The sequence below is a fragment of the Burkholderia territorii genome (genome assembly GCF_001718335.1).
Classification (GTDB): Bacteria; Pseudomonadota; Gammaproteobacteria; order Burkholderiales; family Burkholderiaceae; genus Burkholderia; species Burkholderia territorii.
Map to the genome: position 1 here is coordinate 1,896,116 of NZ_CP013366.1, position 25,256 is coordinate 1,921,371.

Genomic DNA, 25,256 nt, shown 5'->3' on the forward strand with positions numbered 1-25,256 from the left:
TGGCGCGTTCGCGACGCGCCGGGCCAACCCCTGACCAGCCCCGCGCTCGCAGGCGGCCGCACACCGGCCACGCACGCGTTTCATTCGCTTCCAATCATTCCGTCATGACCCACAACCTCGTCATCCAGAGTCTCGCGCCGTTGTCGGACGCGCACCACAAACCGCTGCTCGCGCTGTCGCGCGGCACCCGCATCGTGCAGACCGACGATCACGCGCTGCGTATCGAGAACGCAAACCCCGCGCAGCGGCTCGACATCGACGCGTACTGCGGCACGCACGCGCTCGACTTCGGTTTCGTCGAAGCAGGCCGCACGCTTGGCGAGTTCGGGCTCGTGGTGATGGACATGGATTCGACGCTGATCACGATCGAGTGCATCGACGAGATCGCCGATTTCTGCGGGCTGAAGACGCAGGTCGCGGAGATCACCGAGGCATCGATGCGCGGCGAGATCCGCGACTTCAACGAGAGCCTGACGCGCCGCGTCGCGTTGCTCGCGGGCCTCGACGCGCAGGCACTCGAACGCGTGTACGAGGAGCGGCTGCAATTGTCGCCGGGCGCGGAGACGATGCTCGCCGGCGTGAAGGCCGCGGGACTGAAGACGCTGCTCGTATCGGGCGGCTTCACGTTCTTCACCGAGCGCCTGAAGGCGCGCCTGGGCCTCGACTACGCACACGCGAACACGCTCGAGATCGTCGACGGCAAGCTGACCGGCAAGGTGCTCGGCGAAATCGTCAACGCGGACGTGAAGGCGCGCATGCTGCGCGATACCTGCACATCGCTTGGCATCGAGCCGAGCCGCGCGATCGCGATGGGCGACGGGTCGAACGATCTGAAGATGATGGCCGAAGCGGGGCTGTCGGTCGCGTTCCACGCAAAGCCGGTCGTGCGTGACGCGGCTACCGTCGCATTCGACCACGTCGGCCTCGACGGGCTGCTGCGGCTCTTCTGATTTCCGGTCGGCGAACGCCGCCCATGAAAACACGCCCGCGCGACATGGCATCGCGCGGGCGTTTCGTTTTTCGCTTCGGTTCCGTTATTTGCCGAGCGTAGCCTGCAGCGCGCGCTCGATGTCCGCGCGCAAGTCGGCTTCGTCTTCGAGACCGACGTAGAAGCGCACCAGCGTGCCGCGATGCGGCCACTCCGCACGCATCGACGCCACGTCGTAAGGCATCGCGAGGCTGCATGCACCGCCCCAGCTCCAGCCGATCGCGAACAGCTCGAGCGCCTCGACGAAGCGATCGATCTGCTCGCTGCTGTAGCGTTCGTCGAACACCACCGAGAACAACCCGCCCGCGCCGGTGAAGTCGCGCATGAACGACGCATGCCCCGGACAGTCCGGCAATTGCGGATGCAGCACGGCCGCGATCTCCGGGCGCGCCTTCAGCCATTGCGCGAGCGCGAGCGCGCTCTTGCCATGCGCATCGAAGCGCACCTGCATGCTCGGCAGGCTGCGCAGCACGAGCGAGCAATCGTCGACCGACACGCCGATGCCGCAGCGCATGCGCGCGAGCTTCAGTTGTGCGTGCAGCGCCGCGTTCGCGGTGATGGTCGCGCCCATCAGCACGTCGCTGCCGCCTGATTGATACTTGGTGAGCGCCTGCACCGAGATGTCGACGCCATGGTCGAACGGCTTGAACGCGAGGCCGGCCGAATACGTGTTGTCGATCGCGGTGACGATGCCGTGCGCCTGCGCGACCGTCGTGATCGCGCGCACGTCGGGCACTTCCATCGTCACCGAGCCCGGCGCCTCGATCCAGATCAGCCGCGTGTTCGGCTGGATCAGCTCGGCGATGCCCGCGCCGACCAGCGGATCGTAGAAGCGCGCGGTGATGCCGAAATCCTTCGCGAGCCAGTTGCCGAAATCGGCGTTCGGCCCGTACACGTTGTGCGGGATCAGCACGTCGTCGCCCGCCTTCACGAGCCCGAAATAGACGTTCATGATCGCCGCGAGGCCCGACGGCTGCAGCAGCGCATGCGTGCCGCCCTCGATCTCGGCGAGCCGCTGCGCGAGCGCGAGCGACGTCGGCGTCGCGTGCAGTCCATAGCGCCACTGGTTGTCGTTGTGCCACACCAGCGCGCGCATCGTCGCGAGATCGGGGAATACGACCGTCGATGCACGCTCGACCGGCGGGACGAACGAGCGGAAGCCTTCCGGAATGTTGTCGTCGGGTTGAACGATGCGGGTCTGGAGTGCGCGCTTCGAAGTGGATGCTGTCATGGCAGGAGGCCCGGCGAAAGGCCGTTCGGTTGCGGAATATAGCGCTAGGGTAGCCAAAATCGGCGTGCTTGGCCCGGTACAATGCGCGCCGCGCGCACCGAGCCAGCGCACGCTCAGTCGTCGGTGCGCAGGTTGACGATGCCGCCGACCGTCTCGATCTCCCGCACGCGGCCATCGCGCACCTGCAGCGCCGCCCGCTTGCCGGGCGCCAGGCGTAGCACGACCGGTTGCGGATCCGATTCGTCCGAGTTCATCCGGTCGGCCTTCAGGTCGCCCGTCGCGTCGAAGCGGCCGATCCACACGCCCGTGATGTTCGTGCCGTCGTTCGATTCCTCGATTTCGAGCGTGTCGCCGTCGCGATCGCCGGCGAGCAATACCACCTCGCCCGTGTCCGCGAACTGGTATTCGCCGTGCACGCCCTCCTCGTCCGTCTTCGGTCCGAGATGCACGACGATCGGCCTGTCGCCGAGCGTGCCCTCGTAGCGCGGCAGGCGGGCGAACTCCGGATTCGGCCGCAGCGGCCGCGCGGGCGCCGCTTCATCCTGCTGCGCGTTCGGCGCGCCGGCCTGCGCCGCGACCACGCCCGGCATCGTGAAGCCCACCGCCAACGCCCCGGCGATCACCAGCGCCCGTTGCCATTCCGAATATCGACCCACGTTGTATTGCTCCTTGCTAGCCCTGCATCAGGCGTTCCACCGCGTCGCGGTACGGAATCGGCGCGACCGCGCCGTAACCGGTCGTCGACAGCGCCGCGGCCGCGTTCGCGTAGCGCGCGGCCGCGAACGGATCGTCGCCCGCGACGATCCGCGCGACGAACGCGCCGCCGAAGCAGTCGCCCGCGCCCGTCGCATCGACGGCCTTGACCGCGAAGCCCGGCACCACGCGCCGTTCGTTCGGCGTCGCGACGTACGCGCCTTCCTTGCCGAGTTTCAGCGCGACGACCCGTGGCCCATGTTCGAGCATCGCATCGACGATCGCGTCGCGATCGCTCGCGCCCGTGAGCGCCGTGACGTCGTCCCAGCTCGGCAGGCAGATGTCCGTCTGGCGCAGCGCCTCGCGCATCACCGCGCGGGCACGCGGCAGCGGCCACAGCTTCAGGCGCAGGTTCGTGTCGAAGCTGACCTGCGCGCCGTTGCTGCGCGCATGGTCGATCGCGGCGAACGCGGCGTCGCATGCGCTCGTGCTGATCGCGAGGCTGATGCCCGACAGGTGAACGGCCTTCGCCGCGGCCAGCGCGTCGAACGGCAGGTCGGCCACCGAGTAGCGGCTCGCCGCGGAGCCCGCGCGCAGATAGTCGAACTGATGGCCGTTAGCGCCGTGCGTGACGAAATACACGCCGGTCGGCGCCGAGCGGTCGATCCGCACGTACGTCGTGTCGACCTGCTCGACCGCCCACATGTCGGCCAGCAGGCGGCCGAACGGATCGTCGCCGATCGCGGACACGAAGCCCGTCGACGCACCCTGGCGCGCCGCGGCGATGCAGAAGTTCGACGTGTCGCCGCCGAAGCCCTGAAGGAATTCGGGACGGCCCGGCTGCGACTGGTTGAACTCGATCATCGCCTCGCCGAGCGCGAGGATCTGCGGGAATGCTGCGGACATCGCTTAGACCTCGCCCCACAGGTCGTGGCCGTCCGCGCCGGTGATCTTCACCGACACGAAATCGCCGACCTTGTAGCGCTTCGACGCCTTCGTCGCCGGCTCGACGTAGACCACGCCGTCGATCTCCGGCGCATCGGCCGCCGTGCGACCGATGCCGCCTTCCTCGCCGACTTCGTCGATCAGCACCTTGAGCGTCTTGCCGACCTTGCGCTGGATGCGCCGTGCCGACACTTCCTCGGCGACTTCCATGAAGCGCGCGCGACGCTCTTCGCGGACGTCGTCCGGCAGCGCGCCGTCGAGCTCGTTCGCGGTTGCGCCTTCGACCGGCGAATACGCAAAGCAGCCGACGCGATCGAGTTCCGCCTCGCGGATGAAGTCGAGCAGCGTTTCGAACTGCGCTTCCGTCTCGCCGGGGAAGCCGGCAATGAACGTGCTGCGGATCGTCAGGTCCGGGCAGATCTCGCGCCACTTCTGCACGCGCTCGAGCACCTTCTCGGCGTTCGCCGGGCGCTTCATGCGCTTCAACACTTCCGGATGCGCGTGCTGGAACGGCACGTCGAGATACGGCAGCACGTGGCCCTTGAACGGGCCTTCGGCCATCAGCGGAATGACTTCGTCGACGCTCGGATACGGATACACGTAGTGCAGGCGCACCCAGGCGCCGTACTGCGCGGCGAGTTCGCCGAGCGCGGCGACCAGATCGGTCATGCGCGTCTTGATCGGCTTGCCGTTCCAGAAGCCCGTGCGGTACTTCACGTCGACACCGTACGCGCTCGTGTCCTGCGAGATCACGAGCAGTTCCTTCACGCCCGACTTGAACAGGTTCTCCGCCTCGAGCATCACTTCCGCGACCGGACGCGACACGAGGTCGCCGCGCATCGACGGGATGATGCAGAACGTGCAGCGGTGGTTGCAGCCTTCGGAGATCTTCAGGTATGCGTAATGGCGCGGCGTGAGCTTGATGCCGGCGGCCGGCACGAGGTCGACGAACGGATCGTGCGGCTTCGGCAGGTGCGAGTGCACGGCCTGCATCACTTCGCCCACCGCGTGCGGGCCGGTGACGGCGAGCACCTTCGGGTGGACCTCCTCGATGAGGTTCGAGCCGCTGGCGCTCGACTTCGCGCCGAGGCAGCCGGTGACGATCACCTTGCCGTTCTCGGTCAGCGCTTCGCCGATCGCGTCGAGGCTTTCCTGCACCGCTTCGTCGATGAAGCCGCAGGTGTTGACGACGACGAGGTCGGCACCGTCGTAAGTGCCGGAGATTTCATAACCCTCGGCGCGCAGCTGGGTGATGATTTGTTCGGAATCGACGAGCGCCTTCGGGCACCCGAGCGACACGAAGCCTACTTTGGGGGACTGGGACATCTGGAATGTGGGGGCGTGGCGGCAAAAGCGTGAGTTTACAGCTATTTATGGGTCAGCGAGGCAAAACCGGCCGCTGATCGAGCCCTTTCAGACCGACGATGGCGAAACGACGGGCACGATCACCGCATGTCGCGCACAACGATCGCCGAAGCCTCCCCACGCCCCTATGCGAAAATCGCACCGTCACTTCTCTTCACTTACCCAACGGGGTTCGCATGACCACCCATATCACGATCGAATTCACCGAGCACGCCGCCGAGACCATCGGCGAGCAGACCAGCACCAGCTTTTCCTACGACCAGGGCGCCCACGTGCCGCAGCCGGGCGACTTCGTCGAACTCGACAATTCACACCAGACGTTTCTGGTGATCGGCCGCGTGTTTTCGCTGAAGGCGAACTACTGCGCGGTAAAGCTCGTGCTCGATCTTCCTCCGGCTGACGACCACCAGGATTTCGATCCGGCACTTTGAGGCCGCCCCGCGAACCGCGCGGGCTTTGCCGCTACGCATCGCGATGCGGCCAGACGCAACGGCGAGCGGCTGCATCACGGCGCCGCGCGTCGCGCACGCGAGCCGTCGGGTGGCGGCATGTGCCGCCCCGACCGGCCTGCCGCGCAAGCGTCGCGATTACTTCTTTTCCGGCTCCGGCGCGCCCGGTTGCTTGAACGGGAACGTGCTGAACATCGACTTCGCCTGGTTCTGCATCTGCTCCTGCATCTGCACGAACATGTTCTTCGACTGCTCGATGTAGCTCGTCATCATCCCTTGCATCATCGGCGCCTGCATGTTCATGAACTGCGACCAGACTTCCGGATTCATCGCGTTGCCTTCGTACAGGTTCTTCGATTGATCCGCGAGCTTGTTCTGGATGTCGATGAACGCCTGGATGTTCTTTTCCAGGTACGTGCCCATCATGCCCTGCATCGCATGACCGTAGAAACGGATGATCTGCGACAGCATCGACGACGAGAACATCGGCACGCCGCCGCTCTCTTCCTCGAGGATGATCTGCAGCAGGATGCTGCGCGTCAGGTCTTCGTTGGATTTCGCGTCGACGACCTTGAAGTCCTCCTGTTCCAGCACGAGCTGCTTGACGTCGGTCAGCGTGATGTACGTGCTCGTCTCGGTATCGTAGAGCCGGCGGTTCGGGTACTTCTTGATGAGCCGCTCGGCCGTTTTCTTTGTAGTAGTCATGTAACGCCTTTGAGTGCAGCGTAGCGCAAGTGACGAATCCCCGCCGCCCGGTTCCGGGAGGCGGGGGCCTTCGGAAACACCAGGCCGCGCGGCCGAAGCGGCGCGCGCAGCCGGGCGTTCAGCCCATATGCAGGCCGCCGTTCAGCGAGAAGTCGGCGCCGGTCGCGAAACCCGAATCGTTCGACGCGAGCCACGCGACGATCGAACCGATTTCCTCGGGCGCGCCAAGACGACGCACCGGAATCGTCGCGACGATCTTCTCGAGCACGTCCGGGCGGATCGCCTTCACCATGTCGGTGCCGATGTAGCCGGGCGACACGGTGTTGACCGTCACGCCCTTCGTTGCGACTTCCTGCGCAAGCGCCATCGTGAAGCCGTGGATCCCGGCCTTCGCGGTCGAGTAGTTCGTCTGGCCGAATTGCCCCTTCTGGCCGTTCACCGACGAAATGTTGATGATCCGCCCCCAGCCGCGCTCGACCATCCCGTCGATCACCTGCTTCGTCACGTTGAACAGGCTCGTCAGGTTCGTGTCGATCACGGCCGTCCAGTCCTCGTGCGTCATCTTGCGGAACACGACGTCGCGCGTGATGCCCGCATTGTTGACCAGCACGTCGATCTCGCCGACTTCGGCCTTGACCTTGTCGAATGCTGCCTTGGTCGAGTCCCAGTCGCCCACGTTGCCTTCCGACGCGATGAAATCGTAGCCGAGCGCCTTCTGCTCCTCGAGCCATTTCACCCGGCGCGGCGAATTCGGGCCGCAACCTGCGACCACCTTGAAGCCGTCTTTCGACAGACGCTGGCAGATGCTGGTGCCGATGCCGCCCATCCCGCCCGTTACGTACGCAATTCGCTGAGACATAAATCTCACTCCATTTTTTGGTTTCGAGAGCCGCCGCAGGCCCCTCTGACTTCACGTGGCGCCGGCCGAAGCAGCAATCGGCCGGCGCCCGGATTGGTTTGACGGTGACGAAGAACGGTTACGGACGCTCGACCGCGAGCGCGACGCCCATCCCGCCGCCGATGCACAGCGACGCCAGCCCGCGCTTCGCATCGCGCTTGACCATCTCGTGCAGCAGCGTCACCAGGATCCGGCAGCCCGATGCGCCGATCGGGTGACCGATCGCGATCGCCCCGCCGTTCACGTTCACCTTCGACGTGTCCCAGCCCATCTGCTTGTGCACCGCCAGCGCCTGCGCCGCGAATGCCTCGTTGATTTCCATCAGGTCCAGGTCGCCCGGCGTCCAGCCCGCACGCTCCAGGCAGCGGCGCGACGCCGGCACCGGACCCATGCCCATCACACTCGGATCCACGCCCGCGTTCGCGTACGCCTTGATCCGCGCAAGCGGCGTCAGCCCCAGCGCCGCCGCCTTCTGCGCCGACATCACCAGCACCGCCGCCGCGCCGTCGTTCAGCCCCGACGCGTTCGCCGCCGTCACCGAGCCGTCCTTCGCGAACGCCGGCTTGAGCCCCGCCAGCGATTCCGCCGTCACGCCGTGACGCACGAACTCGTCGGTCGCGAACTGCAGCGGCTCGCCCTTGCGCTGCGGAATCGACACCGGCACGATCTCGTCGGCGAAGCGGCCCGCCTTCTGCGCGGCTTCCGCCTTGTTCTGCGACAGCGCCGCGAACGCGTCCTGCTCCTCGCGCGTGATCCCGTATTCCTTCGCGACGTTCTCCGCCGTGATGCCCATGTGGTACTGGTTGTACACGTCCCACAGGCCGTCGACGATCATCGTGTCGACCAGCTTCGCATCGCCCATCCGGAACCCGTCGCGCGAGCCCGGCAGCACGTGCGGCGCCGCGCTCATGTTCTCCTGGCCGCCCGCGATCACGATGTCCGCGTCGCCCGCCATGATCGCGTTCGCCGCCAGCATCACCGCCTTCAGGCCCGAGCCGCACACCTTGTTGATCGTCATGCCCGGCACCGCGCTCGGCAGGCCCGCCTTGATCAGCGACTGGCGCGCCGGGTTCTGTCCCGAGCCCGCCGTCAGCACCTGCCCCATGATCACTTCGCTCACCTGCTCGGGCTTCACGCCCGCACGCTCCAGCACCGCGCGAATCACCGTCGCGCCCAACTCCGGTGCCGCGACCTTCGCGAGCGAGCCGCCGAATTTGCCGACCGCGGTCCGCGCGGCCGATACGATCACTACGTCCGTCATTTCCCTTTCCTCCAGGCCCGCACGACACGGCGCATCGCTACCGGCCCTGTTAAAAAAACTGCGGTGCACCGGACAGCGTGCGCCGCTGCCCGGCTTTCGTCAATCGCGCTGCAACACGTAGCGGCCCGGCGCCGGCTCGATCACCGGGAACTGCGCCGAACCGGCCTTGGCCGGCGGCGCCACCTTGCGGCCGCCGTACTGGTCGAGCCACTCGACCCAGGTCGTCCACCAGCTGCCCGGCTGTTCGGTCGCGCCGGCAAACCAGTCGTCCGCGGATTCGGGCAGGTCGTTGTCGTTGACCCAGTAGCTGCGCTTCTTCTTCGCCGGCGGATTGATCACGCCCGCGATGTGGCCCGACGCACCGAGCACGAACTTCAGCGGGCCCGTCAGGATCGACGTCGACGCGTAGGCCGTTTGCCACGGCACGATGTGATCCTCGCGCGACCCGTAGATGAAGGTCGGCACGTCGATGCGCGACAGGTCGACGGGCTCGCCGCACACGGTCAGCGCACCCGGCACGCGCAGCTTGTTCTCGAGATAGGTATTGCGCAGGTACCACGCGTACATCGGGCCCGGCAGGCTCGTCGAGTCGCTGTTCCAGTACAGCAGGTCGAACGCGGCCGGCGTGCGGCCCTTCAGGTAGTTGTCGACGACGTAGTTCCACACGAGGTCGTTCGGGCGCAGGAACGAGAACGTGTTCGCGAACTCGACGCCGCGCATCAGGCCCGGGGCCGCGCCGCTCTTGCCGCCGATGGTCTGCTCGCGCATCTGCACGTGCGCCTCGTCGACGAATACGTCGAGGATGCCGGTGTCGGTGAAGTCGAGCATCGCGGTCAGCAGCGTCATCGACGCGGCCGGATGTTCGCCGCGCGCGGCGAGCACCGCGAGCGCGGTCGCGAGCATCGTGCCGCCGACGCAGAAGCCGAGCGTGTTGATCTGCTCGCGGCCGCTGATCTGCTGCACGGCGTCGATCGCCGCGAGCAGCCCTTCGTTCATGTAGTCGTCCCACGTCTTGTGCGCGACCGATGCATCGGCGTTGCGCCACGACACGAGGAACACCTGGTGGCCGCTCGACAACGCATGCGCGACCAGCGAATTCTCGGGCTGCAGGTCGAGGATGTAGAACTTGTTGATGCACGGCGGCACGATCAGGAGCGGCCGCTCGAACACCTTGTCCGTCTTCGGCGCGTACTGGATCAGCTGAATCAGGTCGTTCTCGTAGACGACCGAGCCTTCAGTACACCCGAGGTTCTTGCCGACCACGAACTGCGATTCGTCGGTCTGCGAAATCTTGCCGCGCTGCATGTCGCCGAGCAGGTTCATCATGCCCTGCCGCAAGCTTTCGCCCTGCGTTTCGAGAATCGATTTCTGTGCGTCGGGATTGAGTGCGAGGAAATTGCTCGGCGCGGCGGCGGCCGTCCATTGCTGGACCGAGAATCGAATGCGTTCGCGCGTCTTCGGATCGGTCTCGAGCGCGTCGGCCAGCTCCTGCAGGTAGCGCGCGTTGAGCAGGTACCACGCGGCCGCGAACGCATGAGCGGGCGATGCCTTCCACGCATCCGCGCTGAAGCGCCGGTCCTTCAGTTCAGGCGGCTCGAGCTTCGCGGCGGCGGCCTGCTGCATCAGCGTCACGCAGTCGCGCGCATAGTCGGCCTGCAGCTTCTGGAGTCGTTCCGGCGGGATCGCGGCCACCGGCAGCTTCAGCCCCGCGAACGGCGAGGCCAGGCCGCCAAAGGCGCCCAGATCGGGCATCGACGGCATCTGGAACGGAACCGCTGCGGGGAACTGGAATGCGGCGAACGGATTCGCGGTGGTCGCCGCCGTTGCGGCGCGCGCCGGATCGGCGAAACCGCGCCAGGCGTTCAGCCATGCCTCGAACATCTGCTGCATCGGCTGGGTGGCCTGGGAGAATCCGGTGCTGCCCGCGGAAGCGCCCGCCTGAGCGGACGTCGACGAATTTTTCGATGCTGTCATTACCTGCCTTACCGGTGATTCGTGAGCGTCAATCGTGAAATCCTGCTCGCGCGCGGCATGCCGGCTGCGAGCCGGGCCGTCATGCTCTGGAGAGGCGTCTCCAGATTCTGCCGCAGTGCGGTATTTTTATCATTATCGTTTTCCCCATGTGAAGCACTGCGTCAAACAAGCGAACATTTCTGCCGGGAGATAATCCGCGCGCAACAAGCGGGACAAGGCTTCCGGCGAGACATAAAACATTTTGACCGACTTGACTTCGCGATTATCCATTCGGTTGTCCATGCAACGCCGCATTGCCGCGCCAAAATCGCAATAACCAATTTCGCAGCGCAACAAACCAGGCCGCGCGCGCATGCGCGCGGTCTGCCGTCAATCGGCCAGCCAGATGGCCGCAGCCATGCGGCCGGTCACGCGGTCGCGCCGGTACGAATAGAAGCGCGCGGGTTCGGTGACCGTGCACGCGGTCCCGCCGCTCACGTGCGCCACGCCCGCGCGCGCAAGGCGCAAGCGTGCAAGCGCGTAGAGGTCGGCGAGGTACTTGCCGGGCGCGCCGTCGATCGCGGCGAACGCTTGCCGCGTGTCATCATGCTCCGACTGCGTGGCCGTGTCGAGAAACGCCTCGCGCACGTCCGCGCCCACTTCGAAGGCTCGCGGGCCGATCGCGGGCCCGAGGTACGCATGCAGCTCGTCCGTCGCGCCACCGGCGAGCGCCGCGACGCGGGCAGCGGTCTGCTCGACGATGCCGGCCGCGAGCCCGCGCCAGCCAGCATGCGCGGCACCGACCGCGCGGCCCCGCCCGTCGCACAACAGTACCGGCAGGCAGTCCGCGACCATCACGACACAGACGGCGCCCGCGCGATCCGTCACGCTCGCGTCGGCCTGCACGAGCGCCTCCGCCCCCGGCGCGGCCGCGATCACCTCGTCCGCACGCACGATCCGCGCGCCGTGAACCTGTTCGAGCCATGCCGCGCGCGACTGGCCCGCCAGCGCGAGCAAGCGCGCGCGATTCGTGGCGACATGAGCCGGGTCGTCACCGGTGTGCAGGCCGAGGTTCATTCCGCCCGGCAACGCGGCACCGTCCTGCCAGCGCCCGTACGGGCCCTCGCTCACACCACCGTCGCGCGTCGTGATCAGTGCACGCACGCGCGACGACACCTGCCAGTCGGGCTGCACGCAGTCCTGCCACGTCAACGGCGCCAGGTTCGTCATCGGCACTCACTCCTCCTCATCGTCGTAATCGTCGTCGTGATCCTGATATTCGCCGGCGAAATCGTCATCGTCATAGACGCCGTCGTCGTCGAACTCCTCGTCACCCTGCCCGAAGCCGAGCGCCGCGACGAGCTCGTTCATGTCGTCCGGCAGCGGACAACGCCACTGCATCGTCTTGCCAGTGACCGGATGCACGAGGCCGAGCCGCCACGCGTGCAGCGCCTGCCGCGCGAACCCGCCGGGCAGCGGCGCGACCGAGCGCTTGCCGCGCGCGCGCCCGTACACCGGATCGCCGAGCAGCGGATGCCCGACATGCGAGCAGTGCACGCGGATCTGGTGCGTGCGGCCAGTCTCGAGATCGCACTGGATCGCCGACACCGGCTGACGTTGCCACATGCATGTGTCAACCGTGCGGAAATGCGTGCGCGCGGGCTTGCCCGACGCACCCGTGACGACGGCCATGCGTGTGCGTTCGCGCGGGTCGCGGCCGATCGGCGCGTCGATCGTGCCGTCTTCGGGCATCATGCCCCACACGAGCGCGAAATAGCGGCGCTTCACCGTGCGCGCCTGCAGCTGGCGCACGAGGTCGGTCTGCGCGGCGAGCGTGCGCGCAACCACCATCAGGCCGGAGGTCTCCTTGTCGAGCCGGTGCACGATGCCCGCGCGCGGCAGGCCGGCCGCCGCGTCGCCGTAGCGGTGCAGCAGGCCGTTGAGGATCGTGCCGCTCCAGTTGCCCGCGGCCGGGTGTACGACGAGGCCCGCGGGCTTGTTGATGACGACGAGCGCGTCGTCCTCGTAGATCACGTCGAGCGGCACCGGCTCCGGCGTGAACGCCAGTTGTTCCGGCAGCAGGTCGGGCACGAGCTCGATTCTCGCGCCGAGCGGCACCGGCTGGCGGATCTTCGCCGGCGCGCCGTCGACCAGCACGCGTTGCGCCTCGATCCAGCTCTGCAGGCGGCTGCGGGAGAATTCGGGAAACAGCTGGGCAAGCGCCTTGTCGAGGCGTTCGCCCGCGAGCGACAGCGGCACTTCGACGACACGAGGCGCCTCGTCGGCCGCCGCGGACGGCACGACAGGCGGCTGCATCGCGTCTGCAGCCAGATCGTCATCGGGGGAATCCCCCGACGCAGCGTCGGCGGGCCGATCGCTTGGGCTATAATCTTCGCGATTTGACTTGCCCCGCGGGGCATTCTGCGAACTTGAACGGGTCATTTAGACTGGGTCACCGAGACTTGAAGCTAGGACATGCGAGCATGATGAATTCGACCAAACGTACGGCCAAAACCGTCGCCGCCCGAGCTGCGGTGGTAGCGGCCGCGGCCCTCATCGCCGGCTGCCACGGCTTGCCGCAGAAGCAGGACGAGACGGCTACCTGGTCGAACAACAAATTATACTCAGAGGCCCAGGACGCACTGTCCGGCGGCGACTGGGGCAAGTGCGCGAAATACTTCGAATCGCTGCAAGGCCGCGATCCGTTCGGCCATTTCGCGCAACAGGCGCAGATCAACGTCGCGTACTGCAACTGGAAGGACAACGAAGCGGCAGCCGCCGACCAGGCCGTCGACCGCTTCATCCAGCTGCATCCGGATCACCCGGATATCCCGTACGCGTACTACCTGAAGGGGATGATCCACTTCAACGACGATCTCGGCCTGTTCGGCCGCTTCTCCGGCCAGGACATGAGCGAGCGCGATCCGCAGGCACTGCGCGAATCGTACGACGCATTCAAGGTCGTGGTCGACCGCTACCCGAAGAGCAAGTACGCGCCCGACGCCGCCGCCCGGATGCGCTACATCGTCAATGCGCTCGCGTCGCACGAAGTGCACGCGGCCGACTACTACTATCGGCGCGGCGCCTATGTCGCGGCGATCAATCGCGCGCAGCTCGCGATCAAGGACTACAAGGGCGCGCCGGCGATCGAGGACGCGCTGCACATCATGATCCTGTCGTACGGCAAGCTGAACCAGCCGGAACTGGCGGAAGACACGAAGCGCGTGCTCGCGGGCACCTTCCCGGACAGCCCGTACATCACCGGCCACTCGCGCCCCGGCACGAAGAAGTCGTGGTGGCAGTTCTGAGCGGCGCCCGCGCATCAACAAAAAACCCGGCCATCGAGCCGGGTTTTTTGTTGGTGCCGCCCGCAGCAGGCGGCCGCGCGCGTCACGCACGTTTCGCCGCGCGATGCTCGTCGAAGAAGTCCTGCACGACCGCGATCTCGCGGGTGCGCTTGAACGGCGGCAGGCTCTGCCAGATTCGCCGACCGTAAGGCTTGTCGACGAGCCGCGTGTCGCAGATCATCAACACGCCGCGATCGGTCTCCGCGCGAATCAGGCGGCCTGCACCCTGCTTCAGCGTGATCACGGCCTGGGGCAACTGGTGAACCGCGAACGGGCTCAAGCCTTTCCTCGTCAGCGCGTCGAGCCGCGCGGCCAGCACCGGATCGTCGGGCGGTGCGAACGGCAGCTTGTCGATCACGACGAGCGACAGCGCGTCGCCGCGCACGTCGACACCTTCCCAGAAGCTCTGGCTGCCGACGAGGATCGCATTGCCGTACGAGCGGAAGCGGTCGAGCAGTTCGGTTCGGCTGGCATCGCCCTGCACGAGCAGCGGCGTGTTCCAGCCGCGCGACTCGATCACGTCGCGCAGCTTCGACGCGATCCGGTCGACCGCGCGCAGCGTCGTGCACAGCATGAACACGCCGCCGCCCGATGCCTCGATCGCCGGCAACGCGGCATCGAACACGGCATCGGTAAATGCCGGCGACGACGGCTGCGGCAGGTTGCGCGGCACATACAGCAAGCCCTGCGTCTGATAGTCGAACGGGCTCGCGAGGGTCATCGAGCGCCGCGAGCTGAGGCCCATCTGGGCCGCGTAGTGCGTGAAGTCGCCACGCACCGACAGCGTCGCCGACGTGAACACCCACGCGCGCGGCACGCCGGCGCGCTGCTTCGCGAAAATCGGCGCGACCGATAGCGGCGTTTCGTGCAGCTGGACGGTATGCGCGAATACTTCCACCCAGCGCACCTTTTCGTTCGGGTCGTCGGTCGCCGTCTTGTCACCGGCAGCCTCCGCATCGGCCTTCGCGGCCGCTTCCGCCGCACCGGGCGTGACCCAGCCCGCGAGCAGGTCCTGCAGTTCGCGCGCGCGCCGCAGGCACGCGCCGAGCGACTCGGCCCGCTCGGCCTGGCTCGCGAGTGCCGAGGCAAGCGCATCGAGCGCCACTTCGAGCGCGTCGAGCGCGCCGAACATCGGATGATCGTCGCCCAGTTGCGCCAGCGACATGCGCACGATCTGGTCGTTCGCGAACGCGAGACGCAGGTCGCGCGCCGCCCGTTCGAGATCGCCGCCGAGCTTCACCCACTCGACTGCATCGCGCGCATGGCTCAGGCCTTCGGCCACCGTGTCGCGCGCGAGTTCGAGAATCTGCGTGGTCGACAGCGTCTCGCCGAAGAACAGCGTGGCCGTCTCCGGCAGTTGGTGCGCTTCGTCGAAGATCACCGTGTTCGCGTTCGGCAGCAGTTCGGCCATCCCGGTGTCGCGCAGCATGATGTCCGCGAAGAACAGGTGATGGTTCACGACGACGATGTCCGCCTGCTGCGCCTCGCGGCGCGCCTGCATCACGAAGCATTCCTTGTAGTGCGGGCACTCCTGGCCGAGGCAGTTGTCGCGCGTCGACGTGACCATCGACCACACGGGCGCCGTCTCCGGCACGCTCGCGAGCTCGGCCTTGTCGCCGCTCTTCGTGATCTTCGCGAACCGGACGATTTCCTGCAGGTACGCGGTGTCCTGGCGCGACGGCAGCCGGCCGTTGTCGGCCGTGCGTTGCAGGTAGTAGTGGCACAGGTAGTTCGCGCGGCCCTTGAGCATCGCGACCGTCACCGGCACCGCGAGCGCGTTGCGCACCGTCGGGATGTCGCGCTGGAACAGCTGGTCCTGCAGGTGCTTCGTGCCGGTCGACACGATCACCTTGCCGCCCCACAGCATCGCGGGCACCAGGTACGCGTAGGTCTTGCCGGTACCGGTGCCGGCCTCGACGATCAGCGTGTTGTCGCCGGCGTCGCCGTCGGCTTCGACCGCAGCCCCCTCCGCGGCGGATTCGCCCGCCTTGTCGCCTTCGCCGAGGCGGCGTGCCGGCCGCTTGCGGGTCTCGAAGATTTCGGGCTCGGGCATCCGGCGCGCGGACGCTTCCATCGCGGACGCGACCGCGCGCGCCATCTCGATCTGCGACTGACGCGGGTGATAGCCGTCGAGCGCGCGCGCGAGCAATCCGCCGTCGCCGAAGATCGTGTCGAGTTCGTCGACGCGCTTGCGGCTCAGCTCGAACGTGCCTTCGGGCGCACGAACGCGCCCGGCGGACGACGCGTCACGCCGGGCATCGGGGTTGGCTTCAAGCGGTGAATTCAAGGCAAGCGTTCCTGTGTCCAGCGCCCGGGCGGCGCCGGCGCTTGCCAGGCCGCGCTCAGGCGCGCTTATCCGGTTCCAGCTGCGATTGCAGCAAAATGATTTTGTCCTTGGCGGCCAGCTTTTCCTTCTTCAGCCGGTGCAGCGTGATGTCGTCGATGTCGGAGTGTCCTTCCTTCAGCTCGATCTCCCGAGCAAGCTGCCGGTGCTGCTCCTGCAATGCAGCCAAACGGTTGTGCAATTCCTGCTGCTGTTCCGTGGGACGATTTTGCATATGCGCCTCCTCATCGAAGCAGCGCGCCGACTGGCGTGCCGGCACGCACGAGACTGACTCCGGATCAATCCGACACGTTACTGCCCCTGCTGTTGCTGCTTGGCCTTCTCGGCCGCTTCCTGCTGACGCCGCTCGACATCGGCCTTGTGCTGGGCAGCTTCCTTCTGCTTCTGCTCGTAGCGCGCGGCGTTGTCCGCCCGCTCCTGCGCCTTCTGCGCGCCCTGCTGGCGCGCCTGGTCGAGCTTGCGCTGAAAATCTGCCTGCTTCTGGTCGTATGCCTGCTTGTTCGCGGCGCGCTGCGGCCCTTCGGCGCCGCGCTGCGCCCGCTTCAGTGCATTCTGCTCCTGCTTGTCGCGGAATGCAGCCGCGTTCGCCGCATCGTTCGCCGCGCGCTGCGGCGCTTCCGCCGCATTCTGCGCCTGCTTCAACGCCTGCTGCTGGTCACGCTGCTGCGCCCGCACCGCGCGCTGTTCGTCGTCGAGCGCGAGCTGCTCCTGACGGATGCTCGCCCGCTCCTCGCGCATCCGGTCGCGCGCCTTGCCGAGACAGTGGTTGACGAAAAACGTGCTGTAGCAATCGTGCTCCGCCACGGCATAACGATAATCGTTTTCCGCGGAACGCTGATTGAGCACTTTTTGACGCGCGTCAAAATCCTGCGTGGCTGAGGGCGCGACGGGCGCGGCCGCTGCGGCGTCCGGCGCGCTTGCGCCCGATGCCTGCGCGTACGCGACGGTGGACCCGGCGGACAAAGCCGCGGCAAGCGCTGCGCCGAGCGCGACGAGAGAAATGCGGGAAGTTGGCAACGTCGTAGGAAAGCTGCGGGACATGTGTCAAATTCTATCACCCCCGGCTGGACGCTCCGCCATTTATGGCAAAATGCCCCGCTTCACTCACCCGCGGCAACTGGGCCGGCGGGCCCGTCTCGCAGCCCGCCGCACGCGGCCTGCCGGCCCGTGCCGCGATTTCAGCAGGCAGATCATCCACGACATGACGGAAACCGTAGCACTCAAGATCGTACAGCGCATCGCCACCGAACTGTCCGTCCAGCCGCGCCAGGTCGCGGCGGCAGTGCAACTCCTCGACGAAGGCTCGACCGTTCCGTTCATTGCCCGGTACCGCAAGGAAGTGACCGGCAACCTGGACGACACGCAGCTGCGCCAGCTCGAGGAACGCCTCCTGTATCTGCGCGAGCTCGAGGATCGCCGCGCGGCGATCCTGTCGAGCATCGACGAACAGGGCAAGCTGACCGACGAGCTGCGCGCCGCGATCGACGCGGCCGACAGCAAGCAGGTGCTCGAAGACCTTTATCTGCCGTACAAGCCGAAGCGCCGCACGCGCGCGCAGATCGCCCGCGAAGCCGGCCTCGAGCCGCTCGCGCAGGCACTGCTGGCGAATCCGCTGCTCGATCCGCAGACGGAAGCCGCCGCGTACGTCGATGCCGACAAGGGCGTCGCCGACGTGAAAGCCGCGCTCGACGGCGCGCGCGATATCCTGTCCGAGCAATTCGGCGAAACGGCCGAACTGCTCGGCAAGCTGCGCGACTACCTGCACAGCCAGGGCGTCGTGTCCTCCGCGGTCGTCGAAGGCAAGGAAAACGAGGAAGGCGAGAAGTTCCGCGACTACTACGACTACGCGGAAACCATCCGGACGGTGCCGTCGCACCGCGCGCTCGCGCTGTTCCGCGGCCGCAATGCCGGCGTGCTGACCGTCAAGCTCGGGCTCGGCGAGGAACTCGACGCACAGGTCCCGCATCCCGGCGAAGCGATGATCGCGCGCCATTTCGGGATCGCGAACCAGGGCCGCCCGGCGGACAAATGGCTGTCCGACGTGTGCCGCTGGTGCTGGCGCGTGAAGGTGCAGCCGCACATCGAGAACGAACTGCTCACGCAACTGCGCGAAACGGCGGAAGCCGAAGCGATCCGCGTGTTCGCCCGCAACCTGAAAGACCTGCTGCTGGCCGCGCCGGCCGGCCCGAAGGCCGTCATCGGTCTCGACCCCGGCCTGCGCACGGGCGTGAAGGTTGCCGTGGTCGACCGCACCGGCAAGCTGCTCGCCACCGACACGATCTACCCGCACGAGCCGCGCCGCGACTGGGACGGCTCGCTCGCGAAGCTCGCGCGTATCGCCGCGCAGACGCAGGCCGAGCTGATCAGCATCGGCAACGGCACCGCGTCCCGTGAAACCGACAAGCTCGCGAGCGAGCTGATTTCGAAGCACCCCGAACTGCGGCTGCAGAAGATCGTCGTGTCGGAAGCCGGCGCGTCGGTCTACTCGGCGTCCGAGCTGGCTGCAAAGGAATTCCCGGAACTCGACGTGTCGCTGCGCGGCGCCGTGTCGATCGCCCGCCGTCTGCAGGACCCGCTCGCCGAGCTCGTGAAGATCGAGCCGAAGGCGATCGGCGTCGGCCAGTACCAGCACGACGTGAACCAGCGCGAACTCGCCCGCTCGCTCGATGCGGTGGTCGAGGATTGCGTGAACGCGGTGGGCGTCGACGCCAATACCGCGTCGGTCGCACTCCTCGCACGCGTTTCTGGCCTGAACGCCACGCTCGCGCGCAACATCGTCGACTACCGCGACGCGAACGGGCCGTTCCCGTCGCGCGATCACCTGCGCAAGGTGCCGCGCCTCGGCGACAAGACCTTCGAACAGGCAGCCGGCTTCCTGCGCATCAACGGCGGCGAGAATCCGCTCGATCGCTCGTCGGTCCACCCTGAGGCCTATCCGGTCGTCGAACGAATCCTCGCGAAGATCAACAAGCGGATCGACGACGTGCTCGGCAGCCGCGATGCGCTGTCCGGCCTGTCGCCCGCCGAATTCGTGGACGAACGTTTCGGTCTGCCGACCGTGCGCGACATCCTGGCCGAACTCGAAAAACCGGGTCGCGACCCGCGCCCCGAATTCAAGACCGCGACGTTCCGTGACGGCGTCGAGAAGGTCTCCGACCTGCTGCCGGGCATGCTGCTCGAAGGTGTCGTGACGAACGTCGCGGCGTTCGGCGCATTCGTGGATGTCGGCGTGCACCAGGACGGCCTCGTCCACGTGTCGGCGATGTCGACGAAGTTCATCAAGGATCCGCACGAAGTCGTCAAAGCCGGCCAGGTCGTAAAGGTCAAGGTGCTCGACGTCGACGTGAAGCGTCAGCGCATTTCGCTGACGATGCGCCTCGACGACGAAGCCGCCGCGCCCGGCATGGCGCCGCGCGGCGTCCAGGACCGCGGCAATGCCGGCCGCGGTGCGGCACGAGTGCAGCGTTCGCGCGAGCCGGAACCGGCCGGCGCGATGGCCGCGGCGTTCGCGAAGCTCAAGCGCTGACCACACGAAGGTTGTCGCCGCACGAAAAAAGCCCGCCGGAAGGCGGGCTTTTTCTTGGCTCCGACAGGTGCTGCCGGATGGGCACGGGCCGCATGGGCCGCCCCCGCGCCGGTCAGATTTCGATCTTGGTGCCGAGCTCGACGACGCGGTTCGCCGGAATCGAGAAGAAGTCGGTCGGCTTCGCCGCGTTCTGATGCATCCATGCGAACACGCGTTCGCGCCAGATCGACATGCCGGGCAGATGCGTCGGCACGACCGTTTCGCGCGCGAGGAAGAACGACGTGTCCATCAGTTCGAACGTCATCTCGTGCGTGCGGCCGAACTCCTCGAGCACCGCCTTCACGTCCGGCGTCTCGTTGAAGCCGTATTCGGCCTTCACGATGTACAGGCCGCCGCCCGCATCGCGCGCGCTCAGGCGCTTGTCGTCGCGCACGTACGGGATGTCGCGCGTGACGAACGTCAGGAATATGGTACGCTCGTGCAGCACCTTGTTGTGCTTCAGGTTGTGCAGCAGGCTGACGGGCACGAGCTTGTCGTTGCCGGTCAGGTAGATCGCGGTGCCCGACACACGGTGCGGCGGATGCGCGAGCAGCCCCTGCAGGAACGGCTCGAGCGGGATACCGTCGGCAGCCGTACGCTCCTTGACGATGTGACGGCCCTTGTACCAGGTCATCAGCAGGAAGAACAACAGCGCGCCGATGCCGAGCGGCAGCCAGCCACCCTGCGCGACCTTCAGCAGGTTCGCGCCGAAAAAGCCCAGGTCGACCGCGAGGAATACCGCGATGATCGCGCCGACCAGCAACCGGTTCCAGTTCCACACCTTCACCATCACGACGGCCGCGAGTACGGTCGTGATCACCATCGTGGCCGTCACCGCGATACCGTACGCGGCCGCGAGGTTGTCGGAGCTCTTGAAGCCGATCACGATGCAGAGGATCACGAACAACAGAAGCCAGTTCACGACCGGCACGTAGATCTGGCCGATCGCCAGCTCGGACGTGTGCAGCACCTTCATGCGCGGCACGTAGCCGAGCTGGATCGCCTGCGACGTCAGCGAATACGCACCGGAGATCACGGCCTGTGAAGCGATCACCGTCGCGACCGTCGACAGCACCACGAGCGGCAGCAGCGCCCAGTCCGGCGCCAGCAGGAAGAACGGGTTCTCGATCGCCTTCGGGTTCTGGATCAGCAGCGCGCCCTGGCCGAAGTAGTTCAGCACGAGCGACGGCATCACGAGCCCGTATGCGGCCAGCCGAATCGGCTTCGCGCCGAAGTGACCCATGTCCGCGTAGAGCGCTTCCGCGCCCGTCAGCACCAGCACGACCGAACCGAGCACGACATACGCCTGCAGCACGTGCTCCGACATGAACGACGCCGCGTAATACGGGTTGATCGCCGCGATGATGCCCGGCACGCGCACGATGTGATACACGCCGAGCGCCGCGATCGCGATGAACCACAACACCATGATCGGCCCGAACAGCTTGCCGACCGTCGCGGTACCGTGCCGCTGGATCCAGAACAGCGCGATCAGGATCACGATCGTGATCGGCATCACGAGATGGGACAGGTGCGGCGTCGCGATCTCGAGGCCTTCGACCGCCGACATCACGGAAATTGCCGGCGTGATCACGGCGTCGCCGTAGAACATGCACGCGCCGAAGATACCCAGCGCCATCAAAGCGCCCGCGACACGCGTTTTCGAGTCGAGCGGCCGCAACGACAGCGCCATCAGCGCAAGCACGCCGCCCTCGCCATTGTTGTCGGCCCGCATCACGAACAGCAGATACTTGATACCGACCACCAGGATGATCGCCCAGAACAACAGCGAGATCACGCCGAGAATCGAGCTTTCGGTGAGCGGAATGCCGTGTGCGGGGCTGAACGCCTCTTTCAGCGAATACAGCGGGCTGGTGCCGATGTCGCCGAATACGACGCCGATGGCCGCTATCGCAAGCGCCCGCATCGAATGTTGGTGCGTCGAATGCGCATGGGCTGCGTCGGTCGCCTGGATCGTGTCGTTCATATGAAGCTAAATAATCGGGTCCGGTTCGGACAAAACGAGCGCTATTCTACTCGCGCCCCCCTGAAAAACCGTCCTGCCCTGTTGCCCTGAAGCCACGTGATCCACGCTGCGCATGCAATCCTGCGCAAGCTGTGGCAGGGCTGCCATCATAGCCGGGGCCGCGCAATCTGCCTATCACGAGGCCCCATTGTGGCGCCCGCCGGCCCGGCGCCGCAATAAAAAACGGCGCCGCAAGCGGCGCCGTACAAGGCTTTCCTTCGATCGGCCGGCCGCTCACGCGCCCGAGCCGTCGCGCTGCGCGCGACCGCGCTTGATCCATGCCTCGAGATTGTGCGGACGAACCGTGTCCCACTCTTCGAACGGCTGATGAATCCACGGATTCGTCGGCAGATATTGCGTGTGATAGTCGGGCTTGACCTTGGAGCACCCCTTGTACCAGAGCACCGCCGAGCGCACGGCCTTGACCGCCGGATAGCGCTCCTTCAGGTGCTCCTGCACGCGCGCGAGCGTAACGCCCGAGTCGACGAGATCGTCGACCAGCAGCACGTTGCCCTCGAGGTTGCCACGCGTCATCGTGATGTACTGCGCGATGTCGAGTTCGCCCTGCTGGGTGCCGGCCGCTTCGCGATACGAACTCGTCGCGAGGATCGCGAGCGGGACGTCGTAGATGCGCGAAAGCTGGTCGCCGACGCGCAGGCCGCCGCGCGCGAGGCACAGGATCTGGTCGAACTTCCAGCCCGATGCATGCACCTGGAGCGCGAGCAGCTCGATCAGACGATGGTATTCGTCCCAGCCTACCCACAGGTTCTTGTCGTCGTTGCGCGGATCGGTCATCAAGTCTGCCGCCGTCATCGTGATTTGCTGCGTCATGCTGAGAATTACACCTTGAACGGGTGGCGAAGCAGGATCGTCTCGTCGCGATCCGGCCCCGTCGAGACCATGTCGACCGGCACGCCGGCCACTTCCTGGACACGGGTCAGGTATGCCCGGGCATTCGCCGGCAGCGCATCCCACGTCTTGATGCCGACGGTGCTTTCCTTCCAGCCGGCGAACGTTTCGTACACGGGCTCGCAACGCGAGACGTCGGCCGCACCGCGCGGCAGGATGTCCACGTCCTTGCCGTCGATCTTGTAGCCGACGCACAGCTTCACTTCGTCGAGACCGTCGAGCACGTCGAGCTTCGTCATGCACAGGCCCGACACGCCGTTGATCTGGATCGAGCGGCGCAGTGCCGCCGCGTCGAGCCAGCCGGTGCGGCGCGGACGGCCGGTGACCGAGCCGAATTCCTTGCCGACGTTCGCCAGCGTGACGCCGACCTGATCCTGGCGCTGCGGATTGTCCGCGTCGTACAACTCGCTCGGGAACGGGCCCGAACCGACGCGCGTGCAGTATGCCTTCGTGATGCCGAGGATGTAGTTCAGCTTCTGCGGGCCAACGCCTGCGCCGGCCGATGCCGCGCCCGCGACGCAGTTGCTCGACGTCACGAACGGATAGGTGCCGTGGTCGATGTCGAGCAGCGTGCCTTGCGCGCCTTCGAACAGCAGGTTCTGACCGGCATTGTTCGCGTCGTACAGGCGGCGCGACACGTCGGCCACCATCGGCTTCAGGCGATCGGCGTAGCCGAGCATCGTGTCGAGCGTGGCCTGGAAATCGACGGCCGCGCCACCCAGGTACTGGGTCAGCACGAAGTTGTGGAAATCGAGGTTTTCGCGCAGGCGATCCGCGAACGTCTTCGCGTCGAACAGGTCCTGCACGCGCAGCGCACGGCGGCCGACCTTGTCTTCGTACGCGGGGCCGATGCCGCGGCCGGTCGTACCGATCTTGCCCGCGCCCTTGCGTGCTTCGCGCGCCTGGTCGATTGCGATGTGGTACGGCAGGATCAGCGTCGTGGCTTCGGAGATGAACAGGCGATCGCGCACGTTGACGCCGGCCTCTTCCAGCTCGCCGATTTCCTTGAACAGTGCCTCGGGGGACAGGACGACGCCGTTGCCGATGTAGCAGGCGACGCCTTCACGCATGATGCCCGACGGAATGAGGCGCAAGATGGTTTTCTTGCCGCCGATGATGAGGGTGTGGCCGGCGTTGTGACCGCCCTGGAAACGCACGACGCCCTTAGCGTGGTCCGTCAGCCAGTCGACGATCTTGCCCTTGCCTTCATCACCCCATTGCGTTCCCACGACGACGACATTGCGCCCGGGAGTCACGTTCACTGCGCTGGCAGACATGTTGATTCGTTAGCTGGTTAAAAACGTATTCTACCTATGTTCGCGGGCGATTCCGAATTTTTCCGTTTCGCTTCAACGATATGCACGCCGAACGACGGCCCGCGAACGCCTGTTTAACGGGGTTCGATCACCCATGCGCCGTTACGCTCGACGAGCGACCGGTCGCAGGCGAATTCGTCGAGCACATGGTCGTGCCCCGGCAACGCCTGGATCACGACCTCGCCCGCATCGCGCAGCGCCGCGACGGCAGCGCTGAGCGCGTCGTCCTGCGCCCACGGCGCGAGAATCGCGGTGCCGCGTGCCTCGATCGGCGAAATCCGGGCGAGCTCGCGCAGGTCGAGCGAGAAGCCCGTCGCCGGGCGGGCGCGACCGTACGCCTGCCCGACATGGTCGTAGCGGCCGCCGCGCGCGATCGCGTTCGGCACGCCGTCGATGTATGCCGTAAACATCGCTCCGCTGTGGTACGCGTAGCCGCGCAGGTCGGCGAGGTCGATCGCCACCTCGACGCCCTTCGCCTGCGCCGCGAGCTGCGCGAGATCGTCGAGCGCGCGCGTGATCTCCGGCAGCACCGGCAGGCGTGCGCGCGCCTCGTTGAGCACGCTCGCGTCGCCGTACAGATGCGGCAGCGCACGCAGCGCCGCGCGCGTATCGGCCCCGAGATCGTCGGTGAGTTCGTTCAGCAGCGGCACGTCCTTGCCGGACAGCGCGTCGTACAGCGCCTCGCCACGCTCGGCGGCCTGCGCGTCGCGTGCGAGCAGCGCCGCGAGCACACCCGCATGGCAAAGATCCAGACGGATCCGCGACAGCCCCGCAAGATGCAGCGCGTCGAGCATCAACTGCTGGATCTCGAGATCGGCTTCGAGCCCGGCATGCCCGTAGATTTCGGCACCGATCTGGATCTGTTCGCGCGTCGCATGCAGGCCGCGCGGACGCGTGTGCATCACGTGGCCCGCATAGCAGAGGCGCGTCACGCCCTGGCGGTTCAGCAGGTGCGCATCGATGCGCGCGACCTGCGGCGTAATGTCCGCGCGCAGGCCGAGCGTGCGGCCCGACAACTGATCGACCAGCTTGAAGGTGCGCAGGCGCAGGTCGGCGCCGCCGCTCGTCAGCAGCGACTCGAGATATTCGAGCAGCGGCGGCATCACCATTTCGTAGCCGTACGAACGGAAGCGATCGAGCAGCCTGCGGCGCAGCTCCTCGATCTTGCGCGCTTCCGACGGCAGTACGTCGGCGATATTCTCGGGAAGTAACCAGGTCGACATCGGTACGGTCCTACGACAGGAAACAGGGCGCGACACGC

21 protein-coding genes are annotated in these 25,256 nt (G+C 66.6%); 4 read left to right on the forward strand and 17 right to left on the reverse strand.

What is annotated here, in order from left to right; translation table 11 throughout:
• Positions 1-104: 104 nt before the first annotated feature.
• Positions 105-950 carry a phosphoserine phosphatase SerB gene (serB, locus tag WS51_RS19325; RefSeq protein WP_069229662.1) on the forward strand — a complete coding sequence of 282 codons (846 nt, stop codon included), beginning with the start codon at positions 105-107 and terminating at the stop codon, positions 948-950.
• An 84-nt stretch (positions 951-1,034) separates the two neighbouring features.
• Here serB and WS51_RS19330 read toward each other — a convergent pair whose 3' ends face one another.
• The 4 genes from WS51_RS19330 to rimO form a co-directional block, all read right to left on the reverse strand.
• Complete coding sequence (locus WS51_RS19330; protein WP_059502161.1) at positions 1,035-2,219, reverse strand: cystathionine beta-lyase; 1,185 nt, start codon at positions 2,217-2,219, stop codon at positions 1,035-1,037.
• 113 nt (positions 2,220-2,332) lie between these two features.
• The gene (locus WS51_RS19335) at positions 2,333-2,875 is read right to left on the reverse strand and encodes a hypothetical protein (protein ID WP_059544752.1); all 543 of its coding nucleotides are present in this window, start codon (positions 2,873-2,875) and stop codon (positions 2,333-2,335) included.
• Positions 2,876-2,891: 16 nt separating this feature from the next.
• Positions 2,892-3,818 carry a sugar kinase gene (locus WS51_RS19340; protein ID WP_060360086.1) on the reverse strand — a complete coding sequence of 309 codons (927 nt, stop codon included), beginning with the start codon at positions 3,816-3,818 and terminating at the stop codon, positions 2,892-2,894.
• Positions 3,819-3,821: 3 nt separating this feature from the next.
• Positions 3,822-5,183 (reverse strand): 30S ribosomal protein S12 methylthiotransferase RimO, encoded by a 1,362-nt coding sequence (gene rimO / locus WS51_RS19345; RefSeq protein ID WP_059451432.1) that lies wholly within the window; start codon positions 5,181-5,183, stop codon positions 3,822-3,824.
• A gap of 215 nt (positions 5,184-5,398) precedes the next feature.
• On the opposite strand from rimO, the gene WS51_RS19350 reads away from it, so the two are divergent.
• Entirely contained in the window at positions 5,399-5,653 is a 255-nt protein-coding gene (locus WS51_RS19350; protein WP_059451433.1) for a hypothetical protein, read from the forward strand.
• Between the two features lie 156 nt (positions 5,654-5,809).
• On the opposite strand, the gene phaR is transcribed toward WS51_RS19350, so the two are convergent.
• From phaR to WS51_RS19380, 6 genes are all read right to left on the reverse strand, one after another.
• Positions 5,810-6,376 carry a polyhydroxyalkanoate synthesis repressor PhaR gene (gene phaR / locus WS51_RS19355; RefSeq protein ID WP_011549704.1) on the reverse strand — a complete coding sequence of 189 codons (567 nt, stop codon included), beginning with the start codon at positions 6,374-6,376 and terminating at the stop codon, positions 5,810-5,812.
• 118 nt (positions 6,377-6,494) lie between these two features.
• Positions 6,495-7,235, reverse strand: coding sequence for a 3-ketoacyl-ACP reductase (locus WS51_RS19360; protein ID WP_059451434.1), 741 nt, complete (start codon positions 7,233-7,235; stop codon positions 6,495-6,497).
• Positions 7,236-7,353: 118 nt separating this feature from the next.
• Positions 7,354-8,535: an acetyl-CoA C-acetyltransferase gene (locus WS51_RS19365; protein WP_059806627.1), complete on the reverse strand. Its 1,182-nt coding sequence runs from the start codon at positions 8,533-8,535 to the stop codon at positions 7,354-7,356.
• Between the two features lie 99 nt (positions 8,536-8,634).
• Positions 8,635-10,509, reverse strand: coding sequence for a class I poly(R)-hydroxyalkanoic acid synthase (gene phaC / locus WS51_RS19370; protein ID WP_069229663.1), 1,875 nt, complete (start codon positions 10,507-10,509; stop codon positions 8,635-8,637).
• A 369-nt stretch (positions 10,510-10,878) separates the two neighbouring features.
• A complete protein-coding gene (gene pgeF, locus WS51_RS19375; RefSeq protein ID WP_069230019.1) occupies positions 10,879-11,718 on the reverse strand; it encodes a peptidoglycan editing factor PgeF in 840 nt (279 codons plus the stop codon).
• Positions 11,719-11,724: 6 nt separating this feature from the next.
• Entirely contained in the window at positions 11,725-12,930 is a 1,206-nt protein-coding gene (locus WS51_RS19380; protein WP_059770082.1) for an RluA family pseudouridine synthase, read from the reverse strand.
• Between the two features lie 41 nt (positions 12,931-12,971).
• Between WS51_RS19380 and WS51_RS19385 the strand changes: the two genes are divergently transcribed.
• On the forward strand, positions 12,972-13,796 hold the full coding sequence (locus WS51_RS19385; protein ID WP_044848889.1) for an outer membrane protein assembly factor BamD: 825 nt from the start codon (positions 12,972-12,974) through the stop codon (positions 13,794-13,796).
• Between the two features lie 82 nt (positions 13,797-13,878).
• Here the strand turns inward: WS51_RS19385 and WS51_RS19390 are convergent, their stop codons facing one another.
• The 3 genes from WS51_RS19390 to WS51_RS19400 form a co-directional block, all read right to left on the reverse strand.
• Positions 13,879-16,122, reverse strand: coding sequence for an ATP-dependent DNA helicase (locus WS51_RS19390; protein WP_069229664.1), 2,244 nt, complete (start codon positions 16,120-16,122; stop codon positions 13,879-13,881).
• Positions 16,123-16,177: 55 nt separating this feature from the next.
• A complete protein-coding gene (locus WS51_RS19395; protein WP_059450027.1) occupies positions 16,178-16,393 on the reverse strand; it encodes a YdcH family protein in 216 nt (71 codons plus the stop codon).
• 77 nt (positions 16,394-16,470) lie between these two features.
• On the reverse strand, positions 16,471-17,220 hold the full coding sequence (locus WS51_RS19400) for a hypothetical protein (protein ID WP_059449858.1): 750 nt from the start codon (positions 17,218-17,220) through the stop codon (positions 16,471-16,473).
• Between the two features lie 160 nt (positions 17,221-17,380).
• Here WS51_RS19400 and WS51_RS19405 point away from each other — a divergent pair, with 160 nt between their 5' ends.
• On the forward strand, positions 17,381-19,705 hold the full coding sequence (locus WS51_RS19405) for a Tex family protein (RefSeq protein WP_069229665.1): 2,325 nt from the start codon (positions 17,381-17,383) through the stop codon (positions 19,703-19,705).
• A gap of 112 nt (positions 19,706-19,817) precedes the next feature.
• On the opposite strand, the gene WS51_RS19410 is transcribed toward WS51_RS19405, so the two are convergent.
• The 4 genes from WS51_RS19410 to WS51_RS19425 form a co-directional block, all read right to left on the reverse strand.
• A complete protein-coding gene (locus tag WS51_RS19410) occupies positions 19,818-21,731 on the reverse strand; it encodes a potassium transporter Kup (RefSeq protein ID WP_059952184.1) in 1,914 nt (637 codons plus the stop codon).
• Positions 21,732-22,004: 273 nt separating this feature from the next.
• On the reverse strand, positions 22,005-22,601 hold the full coding sequence (locus WS51_RS19415; RefSeq protein ID WP_059449861.1) for a phosphoribosyltransferase: 597 nt from the start codon (positions 22,599-22,601) through the stop codon (positions 22,005-22,007).
• Between the two features lie 8 nt (positions 22,602-22,609).
• Complete coding sequence (locus tag WS51_RS19420; protein ID WP_059449862.1) at positions 22,610-23,956, reverse strand: adenylosuccinate synthase; 1,347 nt, start codon at positions 23,954-23,956, stop codon at positions 22,610-22,612.
• Between the two features lie 113 nt (positions 23,957-24,069).
• A complete protein-coding gene (locus tag WS51_RS19425) occupies positions 24,070-25,218 on the reverse strand; it encodes an ATP phosphoribosyltransferase regulatory subunit (protein WP_069229666.1) in 1,149 nt (382 codons plus the stop codon).
• Positions 25,219-25,256: the final 38 nt, after the last annotated feature.